Annotated in this window: 14 protein-coding genes; 11 read left to right on the forward strand and 3 right to left on the reverse strand. The window is 65.6% G+C overall.

What is annotated here, in order from left to right:
- The first annotated feature begins 6 nt into the window (after positions 1 to 6).
- The 3 genes from HDC95_RS01665 to HDC95_RS01675 all read left to right on the forward strand — a co-directional run bounded on the left by HDC95_RS01665 (position 7) and on the right by HDC95_RS01675 (position 4,306).
- A complete protein-coding gene (locus tag HDC95_RS01665) occupies positions 7 to 1,551 on the forward strand; it encodes a S1C family serine protease (protein WP_259061444.1) in 1,545 nt (514 codons plus the stop codon).
- Between the two features lie 68 nt (positions 1,552 to 1,619).
- Positions 1,620 to 2,873, forward strand: coding sequence for a CDP-glycerol glycerophosphotransferase family protein (locus HDC95_RS01670; RefSeq protein ID WP_259061445.1), 1,254 nt, complete (start codon positions 1,620 to 1,622; stop codon positions 2,871 to 2,873).
- A complete protein-coding gene (locus HDC95_RS01675; protein WP_259061446.1) occupies positions 2,870 to 4,306 on the forward strand; it encodes a CDP-glycerol glycerophosphotransferase family protein in 1,437 nt (478 codons plus the stop codon). The genes HDC95_RS01670 and HDC95_RS01675 overlap by 4 nt, the downstream gene beginning before the upstream one ends.
- 28 nt (positions 4,307 to 4,334) lie before the next feature.
- Here HDC95_RS01675 and HDC95_RS01680 read toward each other — a convergent pair whose 3' ends face one another.
- Positions 4,335 to 5,495, reverse strand: coding sequence for a PIG-L deacetylase family protein (locus tag HDC95_RS01680; RefSeq protein ID WP_259061447.1), 1,161 nt, complete (start codon positions 5,493 to 5,495; stop codon positions 4,335 to 4,337).
- 541 nt (positions 5,496 to 6,036) lie between these two features.
- On the opposite strand from HDC95_RS01680, the gene HDC95_RS01685 reads away from it, so the two are divergent.
- Genes HDC95_RS01685 through HDC95_RS01700 form a run of 4 tightly spaced genes read left to right on the forward strand, consistent with a single transcriptional unit; the run spans position 6,037 to position 9,742 of the window.
- The gene (locus HDC95_RS01685; RefSeq protein ID WP_259061448.1) at positions 6,037 to 6,189 is read left to right on the forward strand and encodes a hypothetical protein; all 153 of its coding nucleotides are present in this window, start codon (positions 6,037 to 6,039) and stop codon (positions 6,187 to 6,189) included.
- A gap of 22 nt (positions 6,190 to 6,211) precedes the next feature.
- Positions 6,212 to 6,721 (forward strand): DUF2127 domain-containing protein, encoded by a 510-nt coding sequence (locus HDC95_RS01690; RefSeq protein WP_259061449.1) that lies wholly within the window; start codon positions 6,212 to 6,214, stop codon positions 6,719 to 6,721.
- A 9-nt stretch (positions 6,722 to 6,730) separates the two neighbouring features.
- Entirely contained in the window at positions 6,731 to 8,563 is a 1,833-nt protein-coding gene (locus HDC95_RS01695) for an alkaline phosphatase family protein (RefSeq protein WP_259061450.1), read from the forward strand.
- 48 nt (positions 8,564 to 8,611) lie between these two features.
- Entirely contained in the window at positions 8,612 to 9,742 is a 1,131-nt protein-coding gene (locus HDC95_RS01700) for a polysaccharide deacetylase family protein (protein WP_259061451.1), read from the forward strand.
- A 14-nt stretch (positions 9,743 to 9,756) separates the two neighbouring features.
- Here the strand turns inward: HDC95_RS01700 and HDC95_RS01705 are convergent, their stop codons facing one another.
- Positions 9,757 to 10,074, reverse strand: coding sequence for a hypothetical protein (locus tag HDC95_RS01705; protein WP_259061452.1), 318 nt, complete (start codon positions 10,072 to 10,074; stop codon positions 9,757 to 9,759).
- A gap of 106 nt (positions 10,075 to 10,180) precedes the next feature.
- Between HDC95_RS01705 and HDC95_RS01710 the strand changes: the two genes are divergently transcribed.
- Positions 10,181 to 10,663, forward strand: coding sequence for an LURP-one-related/scramblase family protein (locus tag HDC95_RS01710; protein WP_259061453.1), 483 nt, complete (start codon positions 10,181 to 10,183; stop codon positions 10,661 to 10,663).
- A gap of 31 nt (positions 10,664 to 10,694) precedes the next feature.
- Here HDC95_RS01710 and HDC95_RS01715 read toward each other — a convergent pair whose 3' ends face one another.
- Complete coding sequence (locus tag HDC95_RS01715) at positions 10,695 to 11,720, reverse strand: glycosyltransferase family 2 protein (protein ID WP_259061454.1); 1,026 nt, start codon at positions 11,718 to 11,720, stop codon at positions 10,695 to 10,697.
- Between the two features lie 97 nt (positions 11,721 to 11,817).
- On the opposite strand from HDC95_RS01715, the gene HDC95_RS01720 reads away from it, so the two are divergent.
- From HDC95_RS01720 to HDC95_RS01730, 3 genes are all read left to right on the forward strand, one after another.
- Complete coding sequence (locus HDC95_RS01720) at positions 11,818 to 13,107, forward strand: CDP-glycerol glycerophosphotransferase family protein (RefSeq protein WP_259061455.1); 1,290 nt, start codon at positions 11,818 to 11,820, stop codon at positions 13,105 to 13,107.
- A 39-nt stretch (positions 13,108 to 13,146) separates the two neighbouring features.
- Complete coding sequence (locus tag HDC95_RS01725) at positions 13,147 to 13,911, forward strand: biotin--[acetyl-CoA-carboxylase] ligase (protein WP_259061456.1); 765 nt, start codon at positions 13,147 to 13,149, stop codon at positions 13,909 to 13,911.
- Positions 13,912 to 13,999: 88 nt separating this feature from the next.
- The gene (locus HDC95_RS01730; protein WP_259061457.1) at positions 14,000 to 14,554 is read left to right on the forward strand and encodes a PH domain-containing protein; all 555 of its coding nucleotides are present in this window, start codon (positions 14,000 to 14,002) and stop codon (positions 14,552 to 14,554) included.
- Positions 14,555 to 14,596 lie beyond the last annotated feature (42 nt).

A 14,596-nucleotide genomic window follows, 5' to 3' on the forward strand; every position in this document is an offset into this window, starting at 1 on the left:
CAGACCATGAACGAAGACAAGAACATCAACGAGTCCGCGTCGTCTGAGCAGCCTGCGCCGCAGGAGCCGGTCGGCAGCGTGGCCGGCCACGACATGCCTGCGTCGTTCGCGTCGCATCAGGCCCCGACGCCCCAGGAAGCACCGACGCCCTCATCGCCCCAGGAAGCATCGCGCAGGCATCCATCGCCCCAGGGTGCGGCGTTCGGGATCCCCGTGCCGACGTACCCGGTGCACCACGCCGATCAGAACCGCACCGACCAGCCGACCACACCCCTGTTCGGAGAGCGTGCCGCAAGAACTGCAGGCGACTCCGGCGACACAGGCACGCCGGCCCAGGCGAAGACCAAGGAGAAGAAGCCGTTCGGCGCAGGCAAGGTCGCGGCTCTCATCGTTGCCGCCTCGCTCGTCGGCGGCGCGGCAGGACTCGGTGGCAGCTACCTCGGCAGCAACCTCTGGGCACAGCCGAACGGCACGACCGCGACCGGCACCGACACGATCACCGTGAACAACCCTGGCTCTGTGAATGAGACCACGGCGATCGCGACCACGGTGCTGCCGTCGGTCGTCACGATCGAGGTCGCCGCTCAGAACGGCTCCGGCAGCGGTTCGGGTGTCGTGATCAGTAAGGACGGCTACGTGCTCACGAACACGCACGTGGTCACCCTCGGTGGCGCCGCCGCCGATCCTGCGATCCGGGTCACGGGTTCCGATGGCCACATCTACGATGCCACGATCGTCGGCACCGACCCGATCTACGACCTCGCTGTCATCAAGCTCGAGGGCGCGGAAGACCTGACGCCGATCGACTTCGCCGACTCGTCCGCGCTCAACGTCGGGTCCACGGCTGTCGCTGTCGGTGCGCCTCTCGGTCTGTCGAACTCCGTCACCACCGGTATCGTGAGTGCGCTCAACCGCAGCATCCAGATCGCATCGGCTGCTCTGCCGGATTCGGCGGAGCAGGATCAGGAGAATGGCGACGAGTCCGAGCAGGAGGGCGGTCCGTTCCAGTTCGACCTTCCTGGTGCCGAGACTCAGGGCGCGACGGAGTCGATCTCGATCGCAGTGATCCAGACCGACGCGGCGATCAACCCCGGCAACTCCGGCGGCGCGCTCGTCGACAGCGAGGGCAAGCTCATCGGCATCAACGTCGCCATTGCGACGGCTGGCAGTGCGGAGGAGTCCGGCTCGATCGGCGTCGGCTTCGCGATCCCGTCGAACGTCGCGAAGCGCATCTCCGAGGAGATCATCGAAGACGGCGTTGCGACGCATGGTCTGCTCGGCGCTTCTGTGAGCAACGCCTCCTCCGTGGAGGGGGCCGAGGTCGCCGGCGCGTACATCGCCGACGCGCCCGTCAGCGGCGGGGCGGCGGAGGCCGCCGGTCTGCGCGAGGGCGACATCGTCACGTCGTTCAACGGCGCGCCGATCGGGAGCGCCAGCGACCTCACCGCCCAGGTCCGTGCGGCGGCCGCAGGCAGTGATGCGACCCTCACGTACGTCCGCGACGGCAAGTCGTACGACATCGGTGTGACACTGGGCGAACTCGCTCTCTGATCACACGAAGGTCGGCTGGAACCACCGGATACTCAGAGAAGGACGCCACCCCGCGATAGGCTCGCGGGGTGGCGTCCTTCTCTTTCGGCTCCGGCAATGCGGCGAAGCTCATGCGCATTCCGTCGTATGCCGTCGGAGGCATCGGCGCTCGGCTCGTGCCGCGCGGGCATCGTTGGGTGTTCGGCTGCGGCGCCGGGATCGGCGATGGCGCACTCGCGCTCTGGCAGCTCGCGCTGGCTGAGGGGCACGACGCCGTGTGGCTCACCTCTTCTGCGCGTGAGCGCACGGATGCGGCGGCGCTCGGCATCCGCACGATCTCGAAGTCGTCGCCCCGCGGTTGGTGGGCGACGGCGCGGGCCGGTGTGCTCGTCGTGACCCACGGACTCGGCGATGTGAACCGCTACGCGGTCGCCGGCGGGTTCGTCGTACAACTGTGGCACGGCATCCCGCTCAAGCGCATCGGACTCGATTCTCCCGCGACCACACAGGTGCCGAACGTTCCAGGAGCCGGGCTCCTGCAACGTGTGGTCGGCCTGTTGTACCGCCGCACTGCACAGCGCATCAGGATACTGCCGGCGGCATCCGATCGATCGCGCGGGCGGCTCGAGTCCGCGTTCGCGCTGGGTGATGCCCGCGTTGTCGTCACCGGCGAGCCCCGCGTGGACGTGCTCTCCGCCGGCACCGACGAAGAGCGTAGGCAGACGGCATCCGCTCTTCTCATCGAGGCGACCGGCTCCATTCCCGAGGGCGCTCGCACACTGCTGTACGCGCCGACCTGGCGTGACGGCGCCGATGACGTCGCCGTGCCGACCGCGGCGGAATGGGTGAAGATCATCGCCCTGCTCGAGGCTCAGAACGCCGTCTTGTTCGTGCGGTCGCATCCGCTCGGTGCCGGGGCGTATCAGCCTCCGCTGCCCAGCAGGCGCGTGCGGATGCTGGGTTCCGACCTGGTCGCCGACGTCACACCCGCACTGCCAGGGATCGACGCGCTCATCACCGACTACTCGTCGCTGGCGTATGACGTGGGGCTGCTGAGGATGCCGGTGCTGTATCTCGCACCGGATGCCGAGGAATACGCCCGCACTCGGGGGTTCTACGGACGATACGAGGATGTCGCAGGCACTGACGCGGTGAAGGATTGGGCCGCGCTTCTCGCGCAGCTGGAACTGCTGCTCACGGACGACGGTGTGTTCACCGCGCGCTCGGAGCGCTCCAGTACGCTCAGCGCACAGATGCACGCATATCGCGATGGGCATAACAGCCGTCGTGTGTACCAGGTGATCCGCGCGCGGGGGATCCCCTCGCCGAAGGGAGCACGATGACGACTGCCCGGATCGATGAGCTGGCGGAGACGCTGATCATCGCAGGCACGGGGCCCAAGCCGGGCTCGGCGACCCTCGAGGGTCCACGGGCGCGGGTGGTGGCGAAGATCACCGGTGGCGGCAAGACGTGGAAAGCGGTGGTTCCGCTGCGCGGTGTCCGCTGGACGGGAGAGGCGCTGCCGCTGCCATCGGGTTCCTATGAGCTGCGCGTCGACGGCGTCGATCTCGACGACATCGAGATCGGTCCCGAACTGCTCGCCAGCATGCGCATCGCGCTGCACGGTGCACACGTCGAGATCGCGGCACCGCTCGCGCTGATCTACGAGACGAGCGAGGGGCAGTCGACGCTGGAGGAGCGCTACGTCGCCCAGGCCGGCGGCGATGAGAACGCCGTCTTCTTCGAGAGCTTCTACGGGCAGAGCGTCGGCTGCAATCCGCGCGCGATCGACCGTGAGCTTGCCGCACGCGCGCCGAAGGTCACGAGGTACTGGAGCGTGGTCGACCTGTCGATAGCCGTACCCGACGGCGCGATCGCGGTCATCGAGGGCAGCCCGGAATGGTGGCGTGCACGCGGCTCTGCTCGACTGCTCGTCGTGAACGACTGGATGCGCCGGCGCTTCGCACGCAAGAGCGGGCAGAAGGTGCTGCAGACCTGGCATGGGACGCCGCTCAAGCGACTCGCGCTGCATCGGCGCGGGTTCGATCCGAGACGGATGGCCGCCGTTGTCAAGGAGTCTCGTCGCTGGGACATCCTGCTCGCGCAGAACACCTACTCCGAGCGCATCCTGAAGAAGGCATACGCGTTCTTCGGCAAGCCGATCTGGACCGACGGCTATCCGCGCAACGACGTGCTCACCACGGATGATGGATCGGCGACGCGCAAGGCGCTGGGCATCGGTGCAGAGGAGAAGGTGCTGCTGTACGCACCGACCTGGCGCGACGACCGCAGCGAGATCGTCGACTTCGTCGACCCCCAGCTTCTGGCAGAGCAGACGGATGCTGTGGTGCTGGTTCGCGGACATTCGCGCACCCTGCGACCGGGGCGCGACCAGTCGGGTGCGCGCGTGATCGATGTCACGGGCTTTCCGGATACGGCACGACTGCTGCTCGTCGCCGATGCGCTCATCACCGACTACTCCTCAGTGATGTTCGACTACAGCGTCACGGGCAAGCCCATGTACTTCATGGTGCCCGACCTGGATCACTACCGTGGAGAGCTCCGCGGATTCTATTTCGATCTCGCCGAACGCGCTCCGGGGCCGTTGGTGACGACGCAGGACGAACTCGCCGACGCGCTGATGGATGACTCGCTGCCCGGATTCTTCGCTGAACGCTACGCCGCGTGGCGGAAGCAGTTCAACGGCCAGGACGATGGTCGTGCGGCCGAGCGCGTGGTGTCCCGGCTGCTGGATCTGGGCTTCGTCGAGGCATAAGAGGAAAGGCCCGCGCCCGGCAGCTGCGTCAGGGCGCGGGGATCTCGACGTCGGGCACCAGGTACTGGCGTTGCAGCCACTCGCCGAACTTGCGCACACCGAGGCAGCTCTTAGGGGTGGAGCAGTGCAGTACGGAGTCGTGCGAGGCGTATGCGGCGAACGCCTCGAGCTTCTTCCACAGTTCGTCGCCCTCGAGATTCACGGCGTTGTGATCACTCGGGTAGCCGATCGCATACTGGACGACGGCGCCGTCGATGAGCCCGTTGTCGACGAGCCCCGCCACGAGGTTCCCCGTCGCGGAGTGATCGGGATGGTCGCCCTCCGATCGCGGATCGAGCTTGGGAAGGTGGGCGAGCACCGACTGCGGCGCATATGACTGCACCACTTCGGCGATCGTGGCTTCCAACGCTGGCAGCGTGATCGGCTGCCCGGTGTCCGTCGTCGTCATCTCCGCGAGGGCGCCGGACAGGAGCTGGGGGAGTGATTGATGACCTGTGGCGCTGAATCCGCCGGCGTCGAGGCCACCGTCGGGCAGTCGGACGAGAAGCAGCATGATGCCGGGATTGTCCACTGGCGAGGTCGTCGTGATCGTGACCCCGCTGCGCAGAGTGACAGCGGCATCCACCCACTCGCCTGTGACACCGCGCATCACGTCATACGCCGCGCGGATGCCCCGCTCTCGTTCCAAGGCGTATTCCGCGCCCATGCCCGCGTCGGACCCGGTGATGAAGAGCGTGCGGATGCACTGTCCTGCCGCTATGGCGTTCGGGATGGTGGGGCTGCCGAAGATCAGATCGTCGTCGTAGTGCGCCCACGCTGAAACGGCTGCGGGGGAGGTGCATGGCGCGGTGTACTGCAGCGGCGAGATGAAGGTCTCGGGCTGCACCGGGGCCTGCAGAACAGTGCTGATCAGTGCGCACTGTGCCGATGAGGCGAGGAAGTCGACGGCGTTCGCCGCCGATTCCGGGAGCGCACGCAATGCTTCCTGGGTCACGGCGGCGGGACATTGCTGTTCGGTGATCTCGATTCTCCGTGCAGCGGTCAGAGTGTTGACAGGTAGCTGCGGAGCGGGGACGACCACGTGTCGTGAGAGCCCGTCTTGAGGATTCTGGGACATGCATCCGGTGAGAAGAGCCCCGATCACCACAGCGATCGCGATCACTGCACCACTGCGCTTGCGCGCGCTCATTCGTGACCGATTCAAGACCATCGGATTCCCCCCATCCACAAACCGATCTGCGATGACCGGGAACCACACGAAGAAACGCGAGCCATGTCCGCACTGGCCAGCAATCGACCATAATATACGGACGCTCCGGCCCATACGGAGATCCGATGGCACCGCGGCGTGTCCATGAACGCCGACCCTCGATGCTACGTTCGTGAGCGCGCACAACGATTCGCTGAGCGTGATTGTTTGCAGCACGCATGACACACCGCCGTTCTCAACGCACAATGGAGCATCATGAGCCTTGCATCGCGCCGTCCAGCCGGCGTCATCCTGGTCGCAGCCATACTGTTCTTGTCCGGGATCGTCGGCATCATAGGAGGATTCCTCGGGCTCATCGGGTCTACAAGCGCGGCACCCCAGTCGATTGAGGGCGTGACCCTGGACAGCACCGGACTCGCGCTCCTGTTCGGATTCCTCCTCGTCGCCGCCGTTCTGAACGTGGTCTTCGCGTTCGGGATACTCCGGGGGCAATCGTGTCGCACGCGCGATCATCGCGATTGTGCAGGTCCTCACGATCATCAGCGGCGTGGTGGGGATCGCCACGTCAGGCACCGAGGTCTGGCACGGCATCTACACCCTGCCCTTGCCCGTGATGATCGTCGCGCTCCTGTGGACGGGGGCGCGCACGAGAGAGTTCTTCGCGGAACGATGACGGCCGACGCAGCGGTGACCGAGTGACCGCTGGAGCCACACGTGATCACACGCTGCTCGATCGCGTGTTCGATGCCAGCATCATTCTCAAGGGAATCAACGGAGTGCTCGAACTGCTCGGCGGCGCGGCTCTCTTCTTCATAAGCGCTGACCAGGTCCGTCATGTCTTGGCCTGGGTGAGTGCGCACGCCCTCGTGGCGCATCGGCACTCCGCGCTCGCGCAGTGGATCGAGCACCTGGCCGACCGCATGGGCGCTGATGCGACAGCGTTCGCTGCCTGGTATCTGATCCTGCACGGAGTCATCAAGATCCTGCTCGTGTGGGCACTGCTGCGGGAGAAGCTGTGGGCGTATCCGTGGATGCTCGTCGCCCTGGGACTGTTCATCGCGTATCAGTGCTACGAGCTCGTGGTGCATTTCGGCTGGTGGATGTTCGCGCTGACGATCTTCGATCTCTTCATCGTTATCCTGACGACGCGCGAATGGCAGCTCCACCGGCAGCGGGTCCTGCCTCGAGCAGCCGCCGACCAATAGTATGTCCGCATGCGCAGACGATCGGTGAAGCCGGATACGAACCAGCGAACCGGATCGGAAGACGCCTCCGCAGCAGGGTCGGACGACGGCGCCACCGCTTCTGAGGATGCCGCGGACGCCGCGAAGAGATCTCGGCGTGACTTCTTCCGATACGGCGGGACGGCAGCGGCGGGCGCGCTACTGGGCGGCGCGGTGGGCGGAACCATCGGATTCGCAGCAGGCGAACGCTCGGGGTTCCTCGCTGCGGAGAACGACTACGGTGCGCTCGCGCCACGGCACGCCCCGGGTTTCGACCATGTGGTCGTGGTGATGGGCGAGAACCGGTCCTTCGACAACCTGCTCGGCTACCTCTACTCCAAGGAGAATCTGCCGGACGGGCAGAGCTTCGACGGTCTCGCGTTCGGTGAGTACTACAACGAGGCACCGGATGGAACTCGTATCGCCGCGCATGTCTATGAGGGCGCAACGGACAAGATCATGGCGCACCCCGACCCGGACCCCGGTGAGGAGTATCCGCACGTCAACACTCAGATCTTCAACACCGTCGAACCCGCGAGCAACGCGAGGCTCTTCGTGGAGAGCATGCAGTCGCCGTTCAACACGCCGCAGAACGGCGAGCAGCCGACGATGAGCGGATTCCTCAACGACTACATCATCAATTTCGAGCGCCTGAAGAAGGGCACGCCTCCCACGACCGACGAGGCGAAGCACATCATGGGCTCGTTCTCACCGGAGATGCTGCCCACCCTGTCGATGCTGGCGCGCGAGTTCGCCGTTTTCGACAACTGGTTCTGCGCCGTGCCGTCGCAGACGTTCTGCAATCGTTCGTTCTTTCACGCTTCGACGTCGCACGGGTTCGTGACGAACAAGCACGGCGGAGGGTATGACAAGTGGCTCGACGCTGAGCAGTCGCCCACGATCTTCAATCGGCTCGAGGATGAGGGCCTCAGCTGGAAGATCTACTTCGACGAACTTCAGATGGTCTCCTTCACCGGAGTGCTTCACGCTCCGGTGCTGGAGAAGTTCTGGCGCACCGAGCACTTCGGCACGATGGACGACTTCTACGCCGACGCCGAGCACGGGAAGCTGCCCGCATATGCCTTCATCGAGCCGCGCATGGTGTACAACCACAACGACTTCCATCCGCCTTTCGGCCATCGCCATGAGAGCGATGTGGACGGCTCAGAGGTCATGAACAGCGCGTACTCCGACGTGCGCGCGGGTGATGAGCTCATCCACGACATCTACACGGCTGTCCGCACGAGCAGGACACCCGACGGATCGAACGCGGTCAACACACTGCTCCTGATCACATTCGACGAGCACGGCGGCTGCTACGACCACGTGCCGCCACCCGCGGCCACACCGCCCGATGAATCCGGCGCGGGGGAGATGGGATTCGGATTCGACCGGCTCGGATGCCGTGTGCCGGCGATCGCCGTTTCCGCCTACACCCGCAGCGGTACGGTGATCAATGACGAGATGCATCATGGTTCGGTGATCGCAACCCTGAACCGCCTGCATGGGCTTCGGCCGTTGACGAAGCGGGATGCAGGTGCGAACGACCTGTTCAGCATCATCAATCTCGATCAGCCCCGTCACCCCGCCGATTGGCCGGAGACGAACCCGTCCTTCACGCCGCCGAACCCCGAGGAGAAGCCGCTTCATCCTGCGCATGCGCACAAGGAAAAGCCGCTCACACCGCCGGCCCGCGGGCTACTGGGCCTGCTGCTGGCCCGTCACGGACTCTCCGAGAACGAAGAGCCGCAGACCTTCGGTGAGGCCTACGAGCTGTTGCACTCGAAGGGCAAGGGGCTGTTCGGCCCGCCCGAGGATGCGTGAGGAATGACGGATATGAGACACTCCGGTTCTACGCGCAGGAGCGCCAACGTGGAATCCAGAAAGCGGATGTATCGACGCCGACGCCTCTTCGTCGCGCTCCTGGCCGTGGCTGCGCTTGTGCTCGGGGTGGGGGCGTTTGCTGCAATCACTTCGCTGAACACCTCGGCCGTGTCGGCGGATGCGCCGGACACGACAGAGCAGACGACGGCGCCCACTCCGGATCCGACGCCGTTGTCCGCCGAGGAGCAGCTTCTCGCAGACGCCGATGATCCGCTCGCCTGCGCGGTGAGCTTCGAGGGAGAGGCGATCGCGCAGGAGCCGATGCTGCAATCGCAGAACGCGCTGTACGCCCCGCTGCCCATCCCCGCGCAGGACGGACGCGTGTTCGCCGGCTGGTACACGAGTGCCGAAGCCGCGGTCGCGTACCAGACCGACGCGCGCGTGAACGGCGCCGAGCTGGTGGCGTGCACCGATCAGCGGATGGTGCTGCATGGCGCGTGGATGAGCCCGGAGGACAACGCCGCGGCCGACACACAGGTTCCCATCCTCATGTACCACCAGTTCACCACGCGCCCCGAGGGGGAGGACGGGTGGCTCCGAGGCAACTACGCATACATCGGTGACTTCGAGGCGCAGATGAACCACATCGCGACCACGGGCTTCTACATGCCGACCTGGGACGAGCTGAGCGCCTTCATCGACGGCCGTCTCTTCCTGCCGAACCGGTCTGTGATCGTCACCGACGATGACGCCGATCAGACCTGGTTCGATCTCGCGGTTCCCGTCGTGGACAAGTATCAGGTGCTGTCGACCTCGTTCATGATCACGGCCTACCGGCAGGATCCGGCGCCTTCTCCCTTCGTGCTGCGTCGTTCGCACACCCATGACATGCATCAGGCCGGCGCGAACGGTGAAGGTCGGATGGTCAACTGGACGGCCGAGGAGATCGCGGCGGATCTGAACACGTCGGGCGATGTCCTCGGCGTGCGCGAAGTCATCGCCTACCCGTACGGCCACCACAACGACACGGCCAAGCAGGGCGTGGCGATGGCCGGATACGAGCTGGCGAGGACGATCGAGCCGGGGCGCGTCCAGATCGGCACGGACAAGCTCGCACTGCCGGTCGTCCGCATCGACTACGGCATGGGACTGGACGCGCTGATCAACCAGATCGGCTGACGGCGCCTCGTCGGTCAGACGGCGAGGGTGGCCAGCGAGACGGCGACGGCGACGATGGGGAACAGCCCGAGGACGATCGCGATGACACCGAGGAGACGCGGTCGGGAGAGGACGACGGCCGCGATGCCGAGGAGAACCGCGACGGCGCCGACGATGACCGAGGCATAGAACGATATGACCACGAGGACGGCGGCATCCGTGAGGCCCTGTCCATCGACTGCTCTGCCGACCGTCCAGAAGGCGATGATCATCAAGGTGGCGACGGCACCCACCACGATCGAGGTGATGGCGAGGCCGCGTCGGGAGGAGTGCGGGGCTGGGTCAGTCATCATGTAAAGGAGCATACGGGTGCACCGCTAGGCGAGCGGCCCGATTCGATAGTGTGTCAAACGCCCCGTCGCCGCACCGGCAGGAGGCTCGAATACTCGAGGAGATGCCATGCGTTACCAGATGACACAGCGGCTGCTGGCGATCGGCGACAAGGGAGTGATCTACGACGAGTTCGGGAACCTTATATATCAGAATGAGGGCCGCTTTTTCAACCTGACCGACAAGGTCAAGATGCTCGATGGTCTCGGAAACGTAGTCGCGACTCTTCATAGCAGACTCATCGAGTTTCCGAAATCGTTCTATATTGAGATCGAGGGCCAGGCGGCCGCGAAGGTCACGCCCAAGCCACTGGCACTGCTCAGAGCCGCGATCGACATCGTCCTCGTCTCTGGTGAGCGCTGGAAACTCAGCGGAACTTTGAGGAACCACTCCTTCACGCTCGAGGATGGCCAAGGGCAGACGATTGCTACTGCTTCACGGGATTGGATCACGATCACCGACGGCTACGGCATCGAGATCGCCGAAGGCCAGGACGACCTCCTGGTACTCATGGTCATCGTGGCGCTGGAGACCGCGCTCGGGGCTGATTGATCACCGGTTGAATCAGCTGCGGCAGCGAGGATCATGGCAGCGGCGTGTTCTGCGTGCCGAGTCTGGAGGCGTCAACCGTTCCGCGCGCGCCGCGCAGCACACCGACGAGGAACCCGGCGCCCCAGGCCAGATGCATGGTCGGCAGCACCGCGAGGGTCCAGATCCGCTCGCGTGCGGTCCTGCCGCCTCCCGGCTGCAGCGCCACTGCGATCATTAGCACGATGTAGGCGACGAGCGGCAGATAGATGACGGAAGCCACAGCGGAAGCGACGCCGGCGAGCACACCGGTCAGCTGCAGCACAGCCACGATCAGCGCGATTGCGACGTTCAGCAGCAGCGCAGGCGGCGCGAAGAAGCGAAGACCGTTGCTGCGTCCGAACCGCCGCACGAGTTCGCCGCGCCAGGCGCCTGTGGCACGGAACTGACGTGCCAGCCTCCACCAGCTCTCACGCGGCCAGTAGGTCACCGACAGCTGGGGATCGAGCCAGACCTTGTGTCCGGCCTGTCGGATGCGCAGATTCAACTCCCAGTCTTCACCGCGACGGATCGACTCGTCGAAGAGCCCGACTTCATCGAGCACGGATCGGCGCATGACACCCAGGTACGCGGACTCGGCCTCGCCCTCGTGCGTGGTGCCGTGATAGGCGCCCCCTCCGAGACCGATGGGGGAGTTGTACGCCCTGGCCACCGACTTCTGGAAGGGCGTGCGCCCGTCGGCACGCATCACACCGCCGACATTCGCGGCGCCGGTGCGCTGCAGCGTCGCGAGTGCCCGCTGCGCGTAGCCGGGGGACAGCTCGGAGTGGGCGTCGACGCGCACGATCGTCGGATAGCGGCTGGCGCGGATCGCAGCGTTGAGGCCCACGGGGATGTGCGCGTCAGGGTTGTCGACCAGGCGGATGCGATCATCGTCTGCGGCGAGACGCTGAGCCAGTTGGGTCGTTCCGTCAGTCGAAGGTCCGAGGGCGAGGACGAGCTCGGCCGGAACCTCCAACTGCTGCTCCAGCACCGAGGCGATGGCGTGCTCGAGGTAGGCGCGCTCGTTCAGCACAGGCATCACGAACGACACTCCTTCTGCAGGCGTTGCCGAATCGTTCTCTACCACCCCCCGATCATGTCACGGAGAGGAGGCGGCGCCTGCGTACTCTGGAGATGTGGGTGCTGCGAAGGATGTCAAGAAGGCCTATCGTCTGCTGCGCAAGGCGGTGCGCACGCGCATGGCGGTGCAGCGCGTCAGGCGCACCCTCGAGACACTTCCTCCGCATCCGGAGGGACACTACAAGATCGCCGTCTACTTCGCCGATGGTGCGGTGAACATGTATCAGATGCGCCAGTGGTACCGCCCGCTCGCTGAGCTCGAGAAGCTCTGGCCGGTTGTCGTCCTCGCCCGCAATCCGATCGGTGCGGAGAAACTCATCGCCGAGGAAGCACCGCCTGTCGCCTTCGTGCCGACCGTGCGAGACCTCGAGCGCTTCATCCGCGACCAGGACATCCGCATCGTCCTGTACGTGAACCAGAACACGCGCAACTTCCAGATGTTCCGGTACGGACGCCGCTGGCACGTGTTCATCAACCACGGCGAGTCCGACAAGATGTACATGACCACCAACCAGTACAAGGCCTACGACTATTCGCTGGTGGCGGGTCAGGCCGCACGTGATCGTCTGTCCCGCACGCTCTGGGATTTCGACGTCGACCGGCGCACGATCGAGATCGGCCGCCCTCAGGCGGACCACTTCTCCGGCACCTTGCCGTACACGCCAGATGAGCGCACGGTCGTGCTGTATGCGCCGACGTGGGAGGGTGATCGCCCGAGCGCGCACTACGGATCCATCGTCACTCATGGCGAGGCTCTTGTGAACGCGCTGCTGGCGACCGGAAGGCACCGCGTGGTCTACCGGCCCCACCCGCGCAGCGGCGTGGTCGACGACGAGTACGGTGCCGCACACCGACGCATCATCGCGGCTATCGCTGCGGCCAACAGCGACGATTCCGGAGCACACCACATCTACGATGACGGTCCGGAGCTCGGCTGGCAGCTCGCCGCCGCCGACGTCGCGATCGTCGACATCTCCGCCATGGTCTACGACCGCCTCGCAGCGGGAAAGCCGCTCATGATCACCCGACCGGTCGACGAGCGTGCATCGGTCGACACCGGCGGATACCTCTCCGACTGCGAGTGGCTGACCGCGGATGCCGCAGCAGATGTCGCGGGCGAGATCGATCGCGTCCGTGGTGACGCGGATGCCGTGAAGAAGCTGCACATGTGGGTGCAGCGCTACTTCGGCGACACGACGCCTGGCGTCGCGACAGCGAAGTTCCATGCCGCGATCGAGCAGCTCATGGGGGCGTGGGACGAGTGGCGCATCCGTGAGATGGGCACCGTCAAGCCCGATGAGGACGACGACGACGAAGAGGACAAGGACGACGAGCTTCACGGTTGAGCCGGACGATGTGCAGTGCCGCTCCGTAGACTGACCGGCATGCACTTCCCACAGGCTGAAGCCGTCGCATCACGTTTCGAGGCGATCGATGTATCCGCATCGACGAACGCGGCGTTGCACGCGCTGTCCTCGGACGCTGAGGCATGGCCGCATCTTTCCGTGCTGCTCACCGAGAATCAGACCGCCGGCCGGGGGCGGTTGGATCGCTCGTGGGTCACGCCGGCCGGTTCGGCGCTGGCGATCTCGGTCCTGCTGCGTAAACTGCCCGCCTCACCCGAGCTGACGGGTTGGATCCCGCTCATCGCCGGTGTGGCGATGTCGCAGGCCGTCGCCGCGCAGCTGCCGGAACACGAGGTCGGTGTGAAGTGGCCGAACGACGTTCTGGTGGACGGGCGCAAGATCAGCGGCATCCTCGCCGAATCGACCGGTACAGCGGTGATCATCGGAGCCGGCGTCAACACCGCCATGACCGCGCAGCAGCTCCCTGTCCCCACGGCGACGTCGTTCGCCGTGCTCGACGAGACAGCTGATGCTGATCTGCTGGTTGCCGCGTATGTCCGCCGGCTGGACGATCTCGTCTCGTCCCTTGCGACGTGGGGGGATGCCGCGCGCAGCGGCGTGCACGATGCCGTATCGGCCCAGTGCGCCAGCCTCGGACGAGAAGTCGACGTCTCGCTGCCGGACGGCACGGTTCTGCACGGCACCGCACTGCGGCTCGAGTCAGACGGGCGGCTCTGCGTCCGCAGCGAAGGCACCGAGCATCTGATCGCGGCGGGCGATGTGGTGCACGCGCGGTTGATGTGAACGGCCACCATGCTTCCGGAACGGACACCGGCAGCGGACACGCCGCCCGTTGGCGAGTGATGTCGGATGCTCCAGGCACAATGGAGGGGTGACCCAGCCCGTGACACTCGGAGGCCGGCCGGTGATGCCGCCGCCGGGCGCGCCAGCCGAAGAGCTTCTCATCGCGCGTTTTCGCGGACACGCCCGTGCGCTGTTCTGGTCGGCGCTGCTGCTCATCGCAGTGTCGGGCGCCACGGCGTTCTTCTACGGGAATCTTCCCGACGGTTTCGAGGACTGGATGCTTCTCTCCGCTGCCGGGGCATTGGTGCTGTTCGGCGTGCTGATCCCGTTCATGATCTGGGCTTCTCGAAGCTATGCGGTCACGACGCGACGCGTCCTCGTGCGTCAGGGGATCGGCGCACGCAAGAGCCGCGAGATGTCCCACGTGCGCGGGTATTCCATCGGCGTGCGCCGCGGCATCGTTCAACGCATGTGGGGGGCCGGAACCATCACCCTCTCCAATGGGGTCGACACGCCACTGCGGCTCGTGAACGTGCCGAACGTCACTCTCATCCATGAGGCACTCGCGGACCAGATCGAGGTCAACCAGATCCTGGCTCATCGCGATGCGCAGTCGATGTCCGGCGCCGACACCGACCGTTGAAGGCCGGCCACTGAGCGATCCAACTCTCGCGGGCGATTGACT

Origin of the sequence: Microbacterium sp. AK031 (genome assembly GCF_024807145.1) — a bacterium.
GTDB lineage: Bacteria > Actinomycetota > Actinomycetes > Actinomycetales > Microbacteriaceae > Microbacterium.

Excerpts from the sequence above, each read along its gene's own strand:
- HDC95_RS01675 (WP_259061446.1), top strand. The coding sequence starts at position 2,870 with ATGACGACTGCCCGGATCGATGAGCTGGCGGAGACGCTGATCATCGCA.
- HDC95_RS01705 (WP_259061452.1), bottom strand. The coding sequence starts at position 10,074 with ATGATGACTGACCCAGCCCCGCACTCCTCCCGACGCGGCCTCGCCATC.
- HDC95_RS01665 (WP_259061444.1), top strand. The coding sequence starts at position 7 with ATGAACGAAGACAAGAACATCAACGAGTCCGCGTCGTCTGAGCAGCCT.
- HDC95_RS01715 (WP_259061454.1), bottom strand. The coding sequence starts at position 11,720 with ATGCCTGTGCTGAACGAGCGCGCCTACCTCGAGCACGCCATCGCCTCG.
- HDC95_RS01695 (WP_259061450.1), top strand. The coding sequence starts at position 6,731 with ATGCGCAGACGATCGGTGAAGCCGGATACGAACCAGCGAACCGGATCG.
- HDC95_RS01725 (WP_259061456.1), top strand. The coding sequence starts at position 13,147 with ATGCACTTCCCACAGGCTGAAGCCGTCGCATCACGTTTCGAGGCGATC.
- HDC95_RS01680 (WP_259061447.1), bottom strand. The coding sequence starts at position 5,495 with ATGAGCGCGCGCAAGCGCAGTGGTGCAGTGATCGCGATCGCTGTGGTG.
- HDC95_RS01710 (WP_259061453.1), top strand. The coding sequence starts at position 10,181 with ATGCGTTACCAGATGACACAGCGGCTGCTGGCGATCGGCGACAAGGGA.